Source organism: Gordonia sihwensis, assembly GCF_029632925.1.
GTDB classification, from domain to species: domain Bacteria; phylum Actinomycetota; class Actinomycetes; order Mycobacteriales; family Mycobacteriaceae; genus Gordonia; species Gordonia sihwensis.
In genome coordinates, this window is record NZ_CP121248.1 from 3,266,471 (window position 1) to 3,278,649 (window position 12,179).

The window sequence follows — 12,179 nt, forward strand, 5'->3', positions numbered from 1 at the left end:
TTCTCCTGAAATTCTGCAGCTGACAGTCAGCCGTTCGGGCGGTGGGACGCACTCACGGTACCTGAGTGCAGAGGGGATCCGGGAGCGCTGCGAGGCGCCGAAGGTCAGGGCCGCATCACTGCGCTGACGTTGTCATTCGACGCCGTCAGCGGATCGGCGCCGTTCATCGAGCCCTTGAGCATGCTCTCCAGCACGGCCTTGCCCATCGTCGTCTCCTGCGGCAGCGCGATCGGGTAGCGGCCGTCGAAACACGCGGCGCAGAGCTGGGCACGCGGCTGTTCCGTGGCGTTGATCATCTCGTCGATGCTGATGTACCCGAGCGAGTCGGCGTCGATGGCCTGGCGGACGCTCTCGACCATCGCTTCCTTGGAGTCCGAGCCGTTGGCGATCAGTTCCGCGGGCGAGGCGAAGTCGATCCCGTAGAAGCACGGCCATTTGACCGGCGCAGAGGCGATGCGCACGTGGACTTCGGCGGCGCCGGCCTCGCGCAGCATCCGGATGAGCGCGCGCTGGGTGTTGCCGCGCACGATCGAATCGTCGACCACGACGAGCCGCTTACCCCGGATCACTTCGCGCAACGGGTTCAGCTTCAGGCGGATGCCCAGCTGGCGGATGGTCTGCGAGGGCTGGATGAAGGTGCGTCCCACGTAGGCGTTCTTCATCAGGCCCTGCCCGTAGGGGATGCCCGACTCCTGCGCGTAACCGACGGCCGCGGGCGTACCCGACTCGGGGACCGGGATTACCAGGTCGCCCTCGGCCGGACGTTCCCGGGCCAGCCGGCGTCCGATCTCCACTCGCGTCGAATGCACCGAACGTCCGTGGATGACGCTGTCGGGCCGGGCCAGGTAGACGTACTCGAAAACGCATCCGGCAGGGGTCGGCTCTGCGAAGCGCCGGCTGCGGACGCCGTCGGCGTCGATGGCCAGGAGTTCGCCCGGCTCGATGTCGCGGACGAAGGAAGCTCCCACGATGTCCAGCGCCGCGGTTTCGGAGGCGACGACCCACCCGCGGTCGAGGCGGCCGAGCGAGAGCGGCCGCACCCCGTGCGGGTCGCGTGCCGCGTACAGCGTGTTCTCGTCCTGGAAGGTGAGGCAGAACGCGCCCTTGACAGTCGGCAGCAGTTCCATCGCCGACTGCTCGAGCGTCTTGTCGGTCGCGCCGTGCGCGAGCAATGCGCCGAGGATGTCGGAGTCGGAGGTGGCCGTGCCGTGCGGCCCGCTGCCGTAGATGCCGAACTCCCGTGCCCGTTCGGCGAGTTCGGCCGTGTTCACGAGGTTGCCGTTGTGACCGAGCGCCACGGCACTGCCGGCCGCGGTGTTGCGGAAGATCGGCTGGGAGTTCTCCCACGTCGTCGATCCGGTGGTCGAGTACCGACAGTGACCGACGGCGACGTGACCGACCATCGAGGCAAGGGTCTGCTCGTCGAAGACCTGACTCACCAGCCCGAGGTCTTTGAAGACCAGTACCTGCGAGCCGTCTCCGACGGAGATGCCGGCTGCTTCCTGACCGCGGTGCTGAAGAGCGTAGAGGCCGTAGTACGTCAGCTTCGCGACGTCTTCCCCGGGTGCCCAGACACCGAAGACACCGCATTCCTCGCGGGGCTCGTTCTCGGGCTGATCCGCATCGGGGCTCGGGTGCGACGGTCCGCCACATCCGGTCTGATTCAGCAGGTTCGGAGAGTGAATCGACATCTCGGTCACGTAATACGCTCCGGTTTCGTGGGCTGGGCGGGCGTTACCGTTACCACAGTCTACGGCTTCGCTCGGGACAACTCGAAATCCAGCGCGGCGCGCGCTGCAGCGCCGCGCTGGGAGCCGCTAGTTCAGCGGGACCACCGGCAGTCTGCTCGCGACGTCGCCGGCGCGGTGTCCGGAGACGCTGATCCGGTGCGCGGCGAGCGCGTCGTCGAAGTCGAGGAGTCCGGTGGCCAGCAGCAGCCATTCGCGCGGCGACGACTCGACCACGTTCGGCGGGGTGCCGCGGGTGTGCCGCACCCCTTCGATGCACTGGACCGCGACGAACGGAGGAACGCGCAGTTCCACCGAGTTGCCGGGAGCCTCCTGCGCGACGGTCCTCGCAGTGAGCCGCACGGCCGCGGCCAGCGCCGACCGCCCCGGCGCGGGCGCGGTCTCGTCGCGCAGCCAGTCCGCGACGGCGAGGACGGCCGCGCGTGTCTGCGCCGGATCAGCTCTGTCTCGTGGTGCCACGGCATCACCAACGCCGACGAGCCGGCGACCATTCCCCGGACCGCCCGCCCGCGGCCCCCGTCACACGGTGAACGGCGCCGTCACGCGGTGAAGGGTGCCACCGTTCCGCGCTCCACGATCTGCTCCACCACCTCGTCGTCGGTCCGCTCCTGACCGATCCGCAGGGTCTTGTTGGCGCCGTGGTAGTCGCTCGAGCCCGTCGCCAGCAGTCCCAGGTTCGACGCGATGTCGGCCAGTTCGGCGCGCGCCGCATCGTCGTGGTCGGGATGGCGGACCTCGAGGCCGGCGAGTCCGACCGCGACCAGCGACTCGATCACGTCGGCGGTCAACACCGTCGCCGCGGCCCGGGCACGCGGATGAGCGATCACCGGGACACCGCCCGCCGCGGCGATCATCTCGACTCCCTCCACCAGGGAGGTCGACCGCAGCGCGGTGTAGTGCGGACTGCCGTCGTGCAGGAGTTCATCGAAGGCCTCCCCGACCGACGCGACGACTCCCGCCTCCATCAACGCCCTCGCGATGTGCGGGCGGCTGATACTGCCGACTCCGGCGATCTCCCGCACGCGCGCCAGCGTGATGGGGTAACCGGCGGTCACGAGGTTCTCCACGATCCGCGCACCGCGGCCCGCGCGCTCGTCCTTCATCCGCTGCCACTCGCCGGCGACCCCCGCGTCGTCGCGATCGAAGAGGTAGCCGAGCAGATGCACCGACACCAGGCTCCCGTCCTCGCGCGGATGCTTGGTCGAGAACTCCGCGCCCGGCAGCACGCGCATCCCCGACCGAACCCGGGCCGCGATCTCGTCCCAGCCGGCCGCCGTGTCGTGGTCGGTCAGTGCGATCGTCCGCAGGCCCGCCTCCCGTGCGGCCGCGAGCAGTTCCTCCGGAGTGTCGGTGCCGTCGGAGAACGCGGTGTGGGTGTGCAGGTCGGCGGTCATCTCGGGTGCCATGCGAACACTGTAGTCAGCGGTCGAATGGCCCGAACCCTCGCGCACCGGGGCCGTCTCCGGCACGATTGCCGCATGGGCGCCGAAGTGAGCCATCAGAAGTTCAGTGGAGCCGATCGCGTGCGCTTCCGGTCGCAGGTGTCCCGGGGGACCGAGGCCATCGCGCGGATGCTGACCGACGGATTGTTCACCGATCACGGCCGGCCACCCGAGCCGCTGCTCGGCATGGAGGTGGAGCTCAATCTGATCGACGAGAACGCCGAGCCCGCGATGGCGAACGCCGAGGTGCTCGATGCGATCGCCGATCCGGATTATCAGACCGAACTCGGCCAGTTCAACATCGAGATCAACGTCTCGCCCCGGCCCTTCGTCGGCGCCGACACGGTGGGGCTGGAGCAGGGGCTGCGCGCATCGCTGAACCGCGCGGAGGCACGCGCGGCCTCGACCGGCAATCATCTCCTGATGGTCGGCATGCTGCCGACTCTCGGCCGCGAGCACTTCGCGCACCAGTGGATCTCCACCAACCCGCGCTACAGCCTGCTGAACGAGCAGATCTTCGCCGCACGCGGAGAGGATCTGGAGCTCGACATCACCGGCGTCCCGATGGTGATCGGCGGACCCGCCGAACGCCTGGCCACCACCAGCGACTCGATCCTCCCCGAGGCCGCGTGCACTTCTCTGCAACTGCACCTGCGGGTGGCGCCCGAGGACTTCGCCACCCATTGGAACGCCGCGCAGGCGATCGCGGGCGTGCAGGTGGCGATCGCGGGCAACGCACCGTTCCTCGACGGGAAGGCGCTCTGGCACGAGACGCGCATCCCGGTCTTCGAGCAGGCGACCGACACCCGGCCCCTCGAACTCAGGAACCAGGGGGTCCGGCCGCGGGTGTGGTTCGGAGAACGCTGGATCAACACCATCTTCGACCTGTTCGCCGAGAACACGAGATACTTCCCCGCTCTGCTCCCGGTGTCCACCGACGTCGATCCGCTCGTCGAACTCGACGCCGGCCGCATTCCGGAACTCGAGGAGCTCCGCCTGCACAACGGCACCGTGTACCGCTGGAACCGGCCGGTCTACGACGTCATCGACGGCCGCGCGCACCTACGCGTCGAGAACCGGGTGCTGCCGGCCGGTCCGACCGTCGTCGACGTGATGGCCAACGCCGCGTTCTACTACGGTCTGGTGCGCGGACTCGTCGAGAGCGAACTGCCGGTGTGGTCACAGATGTCCTTCGACGCCGCCAGGGAGAACCTCGCGGCCGGAGCGCGTTGGGGATTGGGCGCACAGCTGTACTGGCCGAACATCGGATGGGTACGACCCGACGAACTGGTCCTGCGTCGCCTGTTGCCGATCGCGGAACGCGGACTCATCGCCTACGGGGTCTCCGATCGGGCCAGGCGACGCTATCTGGGAGTGATCGAGGGGCGCGCCGCCACACGTCAGTCCGGATCGGTCTGGCAACGAGCGGCGGTCCGGGCCCGCGAGGACGCCGGCGAGTCGCGCTCGGCCGCTCTGCGCGGAATGGTCCGCGACTACGCGACGCTGATGCACGAGGGCGAGCCGGTGCACAACTGGCCGGTGTGACGCCCGCTCAGCCCCGGCTCACCAGCCCTCGTCCGGTCACCAGCGGCATGTCGAGCGCCGTGACGAGCCCCGGCTCGGCGGCCACCACGGCGGGTACCGAGTTCACCAACCGCATGGCGGTCACGATCATGCCGGAGACGTTGTGGTCGCCGTGGCGCGCGTGATGCGCGACTTCCACCCTCATCTCCGGCTCGCCGCTCACCACGATGCGGTAGCAGCCGTCGCCGTCGGCCGGACGCGGCCAGTCCGGACACTGTTCGGGATGCGTGCGCGTGTAGTGCTCGAGGACGACTCGGTCGACGCCGTCCACCTGACCGATCACCTCGAAGTGCAGGGCGGCCATCGTGCCCGCCGGAATCGGCACCGACACCGTCTCGTAGTCTCGGTCGGCGGCGATCCGCTCATGGCGTTCGACGAGCGGCTCGTCGAGCGTCAGTCCCAGGCCCGCGGCGATCTGCCGGACCACGCTGCCCCAGCCGAGGGACAGCACTCCGGGCGTCAACAGCATCGGCTGATCGTCCATCGGCTTGCCGAAGCCGAACAACTCCCCCATCACCACCGGCTGCCGGTACGTGGAGTAGTCGGCGATCTCCAGGCATCGGACTTCGTCGATCTCCTGCGACAGACTGGTGAGTGACAGCGGCAGGACGTCGTTCGCGAATCCGGGATCGATGCCGTTGACGTGCAGGCTCGCGCCGCCGGTCCGGGCGGCGTCGACCACCGACTGCACCATCGCATCGGGCAGGACACCGTACGGGTACTGCAGGATCACCGGCCCGGAGGAGACGACGTTGATTCCGGCGGCCACGAAGGCGGTGAGGTCGGCGATCGCCTCGGCCACCCGATCGTCGGTCATCGCCGTATGGACGATCGCATCGGGACGCAGCGCCAGCAGCGCGTCACGATCCGAGGTCGCGACGACTCCGAGGTCGCGGTCGAGACCGGCCAGCCGCCCGGCGTCCACTCCGACCTTGGCCGGGTCCGACACCCACACACCTACCAGTTCCAGGTCCGGATGCGCGTCGATGCCGGCGATCGCGTGCCTGCCCACGGTTCCGGTCGACCATTCCACGACTCGCAATGCCATGCGCGCCAGGATAGGCGGCGGCCCGGCCGCGCGGACCCCGTTCAGGAAGACGCGGTGGGCAGCCAGTTCCCGTGGAAGCCCGCGGGCACGCGTTGCGGCAGGTCCACGTACGCGATGTCCTCGAGTGTCTGCGCGTCGAGGACGGCGAGCCGTGTCGATTCGTTCGCCATGTCGGTCACCAGTCCGATGACGGCACCGTCGCCCTGTGCGGCGTCGGAACTCCGGGGCACGAAGGTGAATTCGCCGGCGAACACGCCGTCGCCGAACCTGCGCACGACGGGCTCGCCGAGCCTGCCGCCCATCCGGGCCAACAGCGAACCGAAGAGCCCGCCGCCCTCGTCTCCGACGACCCACCCGCAGTCGTGGGCCCGGCCCACGAAGCGGTCGTCCACTCGGGGGAACTCGACGGCGGCGTCCCACAGCTGCTCCCGACGGCAGGTCCGGCGCAGCGGGTCGAGGGTCCACCGCTCCATGCGGTGCCCGCCGTCGATGGGCCCGGTGCGGTCCCGATCGAAGGTGCGGTCGTGCACCGCGAGGTCGATCACCACGGCACCGTTCTCCTCGTGCGCGTTCATGGGGTGATACACGAAGCACGGGTCGACGTCGATCCAGACGACGTCGGCGTCGCCGCCCTCGCGCGGCATCAGCCCTACCCGAGGTCGGTAGTCGGGGTCCCAGCTGTACGGCAGAGACCCTGCCCGATTCCGCGGCAGACGCTCCGACAGCAGGTGGGGCATCGGCACTCGCCCCACGACTGCCGACATCGCGAGTTCGGCGATCGGCCGGAGCCTGCGCGGAACGGCGGACGAGGCCGCCGTCTCCACGTCGAAGGTGACCGGAAGGTCGTAGATCACCACCGTCGACTCGGTCAACGAGAACGCGTGCATCATCGGGCTGCCGCCGACGGTGATGTCGACGCGGCGGCGTTCGCGACCGTCGACCCCGATCACCGAGTATCGGACCTTGTTCCCGAGCCCGAAGTGATAGCTGACCGAATGCAGTTCTCCGGTCGCCGGATCTTCGAGCGGGTGCGCGGTGTAGCCGCTGCGGACCGTGCCGTCGAAGTCCCAGACACCGAGAGTGTCGAGTTCTTCGGACAGTTCCGCGCACGGCAGCCCCGCCTCCACGAGCGCCAGGGTGTGCCCCTGAAACCCGATCACGTTGGTGTTCGCGCCGAGGCCGTGCAGAAAGGCCCGGCCGGCCGAGTCGGGTGCGGGCCTGCTCAGTCTGCGTTCGGTGGCGGGCGAATCGACCCAGCGGTTCCGGTACCAGAGAGCGTCGCCGCCGCTGAGCCGGACGCCGTGCACCATTCCGTCACCGGTGAACCAGTTGTACGTGTCGGGGTCGACGTCCGCGATCGGGTTGGGACCGTTGCGCAGGTACCGGCCGTCGAGCCAGTCCGGCAGCGTTCCCGTCACCGGGAGCGCGTGCTCGGTCAGCTCGGCGCGGACCGGTGCGTACTCGCCGTCGAGAAATCGGTTCGTGGTCATTCCCGTCACCTCCAGGTTGCCTATAACATTGTTATACGGCGATAATAACGCTGTTATGAGCAATAGTGAAGAGGCACGTCCCGATCCCGTGCGCGAGACTCTGTCCGCGGCCGCCTACCGACTGGTGACAGAACAGGGTGTCGAAGCCTTGACCGTGCGCAGACTCGCCCAGGAGGCAGGCACCTCGACGATGGCCGTGTACTCGCGGTTCGGCAGCATCGGGGCCGTCGCCGCCGAGGTCTGCGAGCGCGGATTCGCGGAGTTCGGCGATGCGCTCTCGGCCGCCGGCCGCACCGACGAACCGCTGACCGACCTCATGTGCCAAGGTCTGGCCTATTTGCAGTTCGCCACCGACCATCCGCTGCTCTACACCCTGATGTTCCAGTACTCCTCGCCCGAGTGGGCGGCCTCGCAACGGAAGGCGCTGCTGCAGCACGGGAATCCAACCGACTCCCCGATGGGGCGCGCGGCATTCGGGGTGATGGCCGAGACGATCCGGCGGGTCGCGACCCCGGAGACCGACGACGCCGCGCTTCTCATCCGATCCGGCGTCGCCTGGAGCACCGTGCACGGCCTCGCGATGTTGTCGATCGCCGGGCACCTGACCGGCGCGCACGATCTCGTCGCCCGAGGCGCGCTGATCTCGCTCGCCGTGGGTGGCGGGACGCCGCGGGAAGAGGCCGAGCGGGCGTTGGACGCCGCGATGGCGCGGATGGCCGACGGCTGACCGCGGAAGGAACGGCGGCTGCGCGCCGAAATGGGGCTTCCGCTATCGGAGCACTCGCCCGTCGCCGTCGCGAACGGACCCGGTGAAGATCATGATCGCGTCGACCAACACCCAGATTCCGAGACCGACGAAGAGCACCAGTCCGATACCGAAGATGAATGACGTCACAAACGCCAGGAACCACAGCACGAGTTGTCCCGCGGCGACGCCGTGGGTGCCGATGTACCAGCGTCCGATGCCGAACCCGCCCAAGAACAACTGCAGCAGCCCGGCAGCCACCTTCGACTTGTCGGAGTACGGGATCCCCGTCGCGGGATCGATCCCGTAGGGCGCACCACCGACGAACATCGCAGGCACGACCGGATTCATTCGCTGATCGTGCGGCATCATCTGCGGCGAGACGGGTCCGCCCGGAGCGCCGGGGTACGGGCCGGGCTGCGGGTACCATCCCTGCTGGTACGGCGCCTGCGGAGCCCCCGCATACGGATTCACTTGCGGTGCGGCGCCCATATGGGGCGGATAGCCCTGCGCGCCGTGCCCGTACTGTGACTCACTCCCGAAACCCGTCATCCGGCGATCATGTCACAATCTGCCCCAAGCGGACGATCGGGGGACATCGTCTGCGGCGCGGGTTCACCGCGACGCCGGGCGAGGCCCTCGTCAGCCGGCATTGACAGCTACTGCGACGATCACCAGGACCGCGACGAGTTCGACCAGGAATCCGATTCCCATGCTGATCCAGGCCCACATCGACATCTTGCGGGCGGATTCGACAGCCGCGTAGGCGGCCTCGCGCTGACCCACGTACCAGTGCTTGGCCACCGCGTTGCTCTTGTTGATGCCGATGATTCCGAAGATCAGCGGAGCGATGCCGATGAGAGATCCATAGCAACTCACGAGCAAGAGGCCGGCGAACACGGTGGCGAGGATCGCCGATGTGGCGCTCGACTCCGGCGGCGGCCCCTGCGTATACGGGGACTGGTAGCCGGGCACGGCGGGGTACTGCGGAGAAGCCGGCGCCCCACCGGCCACCGGATACCCGTATCCGTACCCGTAGCCGTATGCCTGCGCCGGCTGAACCGGTGACGGCTGAGGCGGCGGAGCCGCGTTCTCGTACGGCGGCTGCGCCGGGAAGGCACCGTGTTCGAAAGGGTTCTCGGCCGGGTGGGGTGCCACGCCACGAATCTGCGTCTGGGCGTACGCCGACCATTCGTCGTCGGCGATCGGCGTCGTCGGGTTCTCTATCGGCGTGGTTCCGTCCGCCTCGGGGGTCGGTTCCGGTTTCTGCGCATCGGTCACTGCCGGGCCTCACACTTTCAGACTGTCGAACGGGGCGATCGGAATGTTGCGGACGACGAACCACGCGGCCACGACGACCAGCGTCACCACCGGCGCGTACCTCCAGTGCTGCCAGCTGCGGATGCGTCTGCCCTTCCACAACCCGATCGTGTAACTGACGAACGCTGCCGCGATGAGCACGAAAGCGAGGACGCCGACGGCGTTGTAATGCAACGCCGCAGGTATGTCGCCATGCAGCAGGCAGTACAGCGCGCGTGTGGAACCGCATCCCGGACAGTCGATGTGGAGCAGCAGTTTGGTCGGGCACGGAGGCAGATACCCGCCGGGCGTGGTGGGATCACCGAACCAGACCGCGACGCACACCGCCGCCGCGCCGGTGAGAGCGGCGAGCGGCGTATAGACACGATGCCGCACGACCGTCGACGCCCACCTGTGGGCGGGCGTCGACGTCGCGCTGTCGGTGTCGATCCGAGTCATCGCTTGTTCATCGAGTCGGTGCGCGGATCGCGGCCTAGGGAGTGGTCGTCGTCGACGTGCTGACGGCGGCGGCGATGATCACGACGTACACGATCACGAGGATCACCCAGACGACGACCGAGGCGACGGCGCTCCAGATCGCGAACTTCTTCGCATCGTCGGCCGCCCGCTGCGCGCCGGCGTAGTCACCGATCGCCCACAGCTTGCTGACCGAGGTCGCCTTGACGATCGAGACGATGCCGAGGGGCAGACAGCACAGCACCGTGCTGAGAATCGCCCAGACCAGGTTGTTGTCCGGCTCCACACCCGGTGCGCCGCCCTGGTACCCGTACTGGGGCGCGCCGTACCCGGGTGCGGCGCCGTACTGGGGCGATCCGTACTGGGCCGATCCGTACTGGGGCGATCCGTACTGGGAAGCGCCGTACTGGGGATTCGCCGGGTACTGAGGGTCGTTCCCATACTGCGGCGCACCGAAGGGTTGCCCACCGGCATTGTTGTCGGGGGACTCGTTCGGGTTCGTCATGTGGTCGCGCTTCCTCTCAGTGGATTTTCGATCACCGAACGATAGCCCGGCGGTACGACCACAACACAACCGTGTCGACCGAACGACCTACTGCCGTAATCGCCCGACTCGCCTGTCCGCCTTCACTTCTCCGGACCGTCGTGGCCTCGCAGATCGAGCAGCGCGGACCGCACCCGCGCGGTGTCCGCATCGGTCCAGCCCGCGGGCTGGGTCACTGCGATCCAACCGTCGAGGATGACGGTGCCGTAATTGTGTCCGTGTCCGTCGGGTACTCCGGCTGCATTGCCCAGGTCCGCGCTGACCTGCCAGAACGTGACAATCGGGTACCACCGCATCGCGGGACTGCGGTCGCCGGCGGCGGGCTCGGAAAGCCAGTCCGGCTTCTGGTAGAGCAACTCGGGCGACCACCAGACCACGGGATCGGACGGGTGCTGGATGTACAGCACCCGCGGCGCGAGCCAGGGATCCGGATTGCGGCCGATGGCCGCCGCGTCGTTGGCGAAGCGGACCACCAGCCCGTTCGCGTAAGTCGGCTCCGCCTCCGGGGTGCCCGGGTCACGACGGTCGACGAGCGCGCGCCACAACGGATTCGAGTCGGGCGGCCCGACCCACAGCACACCGTCGACCGTCGAGCGGATCGCATTCAGATCGTCGAACGCCCCCTCACCCGCCTGCGTGCCGAGGCTCTCGCCGTAGACGAACAGTTTCGGCCGGTGACCGGGCGGCTTGGTCAGCCACCTGTCGTGCACCGCCGTCACCAGGCGGCGTCCGGCCTCCGCGGCTTTCTCGCGGTCGGCGAGGAACGAGACCCAGCTCGGCAGGTACGAGTACTGTGCCGCGACCAACGCACTGTCGCCGTTCGCGACGAGTTCGAAAGTCTGCGCGGCGGTCGGATTGACCCAGCCGGTGCCGGTGGTCGGAATGATCACGAGCGTCTGACGATCGAAGGCGCCGGTCCGCTCCAATTCGTCGACTACCAGCTTCATCTGCGCGTCCGGGCCGTCCGCCGACTCCAGACCGGCGTAGACGCGGATCGGCTCCTTCGCGGGCCGGCCGTTGTACTTCGCCAGTTCGGCCGCTCGAATGCCTCCGGAGACGAAGTTCCGGCCCTCGAATCCGAGGGTCTCCCACCGTGCCGCGGACTGAGGGCTTCCCGACTTCTCGGCCAGGGCGGGCTGCACCGCGCCGTCGCGCGTGGTGTCGTTGGTGGCGCTGAAGACGGCGTTCATCGCCGCGTAACTGCCGCGCAGCGCGACGCCGTCGATCAGCGTGTACGTCACGACCAGCATCACGATGAGCGAGATCACCCCCGCCACCCGCCGCGGGATGCGGAAGATCCGGTTGATGGTGCGCGCCAGCCACCGGCCGACGTCCCGAAGCACCCGGAACACCGCGACGATCGCGACCGCGATCACCAGGCTCAACGCCATCGCCCGCAGATAGCCGAGGTACGACGGAGGGTCGGTTCCCATCAGGTCGGCGAGCTGGGCCTGCGACCGCACGCCGTAGTACAGAGCGACCGTCGAGGCCACCGCGCACAGGATGGGGACGCCGATGCGCAAAACGCGACGAACGCGGGCCGGCGGCGGCCACCAGGCGACGCGTGAGAGAACCAGCCGCCCGATCGCGAAGGCCAGCAGCGAGCCGACCGCGTAGCCGGTCGCCGCGGCGATTCCGCCGATGAGACCCTGAAACGCCCAGAGCCGAGGAAGCAGCGAGGGCGTCAGCGACCAGATGTAGAAGACGGTCCCGATCGCCAGCCCCGGCGCGTCGATGCGTAGTACCCGCATCGTCCGGGTCACCGCCGATCCGAACCACATCGACGAATGACGAACGGCGGC

The 12,179-nt window shown here is 68.6% G+C and carries 12 protein-coding genes; 2 read left to right on the forward strand and 10 right to left on the reverse strand.

Annotation, left to right across the window (positions count from 1 at the left end):
• Positions 1-104: 104 nt before the first annotated feature.
• The 3 genes from purF to P5P27_RS15630 form a co-directional block, all read right to left on the reverse strand.
• The gene (gene purF / locus P5P27_RS15620) at positions 105-1,691 is read right to left on the reverse strand and encodes an amidophosphoribosyltransferase (RefSeq protein WP_375003669.1); all 1,587 of its coding nucleotides are present in this window, start codon (positions 1,689-1,691) and stop codon (positions 105-107) included.
• Between the two features lie 126 nt (positions 1,692-1,817).
• Positions 1,818-2,207 carry a sterol carrier family protein gene (locus P5P27_RS15625; protein ID WP_006895739.1) on the reverse strand — a complete coding sequence of 130 codons (390 nt, stop codon included), beginning with the start codon at positions 2,205-2,207 and terminating at the stop codon, positions 1,818-1,820.
• 80 nt (positions 2,208-2,287) lie between these two features.
• The gene (locus P5P27_RS15630) at positions 2,288-3,154 is read right to left on the reverse strand and encodes a PHP domain-containing protein (RefSeq protein ID WP_101841659.1); all 867 of its coding nucleotides are present in this window, start codon (positions 3,152-3,154) and stop codon (positions 2,288-2,290) included.
• A 72-nt stretch (positions 3,155-3,226) separates the two neighbouring features.
• On the opposite strand from P5P27_RS15630, the gene P5P27_RS15635 reads away from it, so the two are divergent.
• Entirely contained in the window at positions 3,227-4,735 is a 1,509-nt protein-coding gene (locus tag P5P27_RS15635; protein WP_278124896.1) for a glutamate-cysteine ligase family protein, read from the forward strand.
• A gap of 7 nt (positions 4,736-4,742) precedes the next feature.
• Here the strand turns inward: P5P27_RS15635 and P5P27_RS15640 are convergent, their stop codons facing one another.
• Positions 4,743-5,822, reverse strand: a complete 1,080-nt coding sequence (locus P5P27_RS15640; protein WP_039867120.1) for an NAD(P)H-dependent amine dehydrogenase family protein — start codon at positions 5,820-5,822, stop codon at positions 4,743-4,745.
• 41 nt (positions 5,823-5,863) lie between these two features.
• A complete protein-coding gene (locus P5P27_RS15645; RefSeq protein WP_278124898.1) occupies positions 5,864-7,312 on the reverse strand; it encodes a carotenoid oxygenase family protein in 1,449 nt (482 codons plus the stop codon).
• 55 nt (positions 7,313-7,367) lie between these two features.
• On the opposite strand from P5P27_RS15645, the gene P5P27_RS15650 reads away from it, so the two are divergent.
• The gene (locus P5P27_RS15650; protein ID WP_062365982.1) at positions 7,368-8,039 is read left to right on the forward strand and encodes a TetR/AcrR family transcriptional regulator; all 672 of its coding nucleotides are present in this window, start codon (positions 7,368-7,370) and stop codon (positions 8,037-8,039) included.
• Between the two features lie 42 nt (positions 8,040-8,081).
• On the opposite strand, the gene P5P27_RS15655 is transcribed toward P5P27_RS15650, so the two are convergent.
• From P5P27_RS15655 to P5P27_RS15675, 5 genes are all read right to left on the reverse strand, one after another.
• Positions 8,082-8,609 (reverse strand): TM2 domain-containing protein, encoded by a 528-nt coding sequence (locus P5P27_RS15655; protein ID WP_278124900.1) that lies wholly within the window; start codon positions 8,607-8,609, stop codon positions 8,082-8,084.
• Between the two features lie 90 nt (positions 8,610-8,699).
• Complete coding sequence (locus P5P27_RS15660) at positions 8,700-9,338, reverse strand: CD225/dispanin family protein (protein WP_278124901.1); 639 nt, start codon at positions 9,336-9,338, stop codon at positions 8,700-8,702.
• Between the two features lie 9 nt (positions 9,339-9,347).
• Positions 9,348-9,815: a DUF2752 domain-containing protein gene (locus P5P27_RS15665; RefSeq protein ID WP_278124903.1), complete on the reverse strand. Its 468-nt coding sequence runs from the start codon at positions 9,813-9,815 to the stop codon at positions 9,348-9,350.
• 34 nt (positions 9,816-9,849) lie between these two features.
• On the reverse strand, positions 9,850-10,338 hold the full coding sequence (locus P5P27_RS15670) for a CD225/dispanin family protein (protein ID WP_278124905.1): 489 nt from the start codon (positions 10,336-10,338) through the stop codon (positions 9,850-9,852).
• A 122-nt stretch (positions 10,339-10,460) separates the two neighbouring features.
• Positions 10,461-12,158, reverse strand: a complete 1,698-nt coding sequence (locus P5P27_RS15675; RefSeq protein ID WP_278124907.1) for an alpha/beta hydrolase — start codon at positions 12,156-12,158, stop codon at positions 10,461-10,463.
• Positions 12,159-12,179 lie beyond the last annotated feature (21 nt).

What these genes read in the sequence shown, in the direction of transcription:
- P5P27_RS15645 (WP_278124898.1), bottom strand. Translation starts at nt 7,312, where the DNA reads ATGACCACGAACCGATTTCTCGACGGCGAGTACGCACCGGTCCGCGCC.
- P5P27_RS15655 (WP_278124900.1), bottom strand. Translation starts at nt 8,609, where the DNA reads ATGACGGGTTTCGGGAGTGAGTCACAGTACGGGCACGGCGCGCAGGGC.
- P5P27_RS15635 (WP_278124896.1), top strand. Translation starts at nt 3,227, where the DNA reads ATGGGCGCCGAAGTGAGCCATCAGAAGTTCAGTGGAGCCGATCGCGTG.
- P5P27_RS15650 (WP_062365982.1), top strand. Translation starts at nt 7,368, where the DNA reads ATGAGCAATAGTGAAGAGGCACGTCCCGATCCCGTGCGCGAGACTCTG.
- P5P27_RS15665 (WP_278124903.1), bottom strand. Translation starts at nt 9,815, where the DNA reads ATGACTCGGATCGACACCGACAGCGCGACGTCGACGCCCGCCCACAGG.
- P5P27_RS15670 (WP_278124905.1), bottom strand. Translation starts at nt 10,338, where the DNA reads ATGACGAACCCGAACGAGTCCCCCGACAACAATGCCGGTGGGCAACCC.
- purF (WP_375003669.1), bottom strand. Translation starts at nt 1,691, where the DNA reads ATGTCGATTCACTCTCCGAACCTGCTGAATCAGACCGGATGTGGCGGA.
- P5P27_RS15630 (WP_101841659.1), bottom strand. Translation starts at nt 3,154, where the DNA reads ATGGCACCCGAGATGACCGCCGACCTGCACACCCACACCGCGTTCTCC.
- P5P27_RS15675 (WP_278124907.1), bottom strand. Translation starts at nt 12,158, where the DNA reads ATGTGGTTCGGATCGGCGGTGACCCGGACGATGCGGGTACTACGCATC.
- P5P27_RS15640 (WP_039867120.1), bottom strand. Translation starts at nt 5,822, where the DNA reads ATGGCATTGCGAGTCGTGGAATGGTCGACCGGAACCGTGGGCAGGCAC.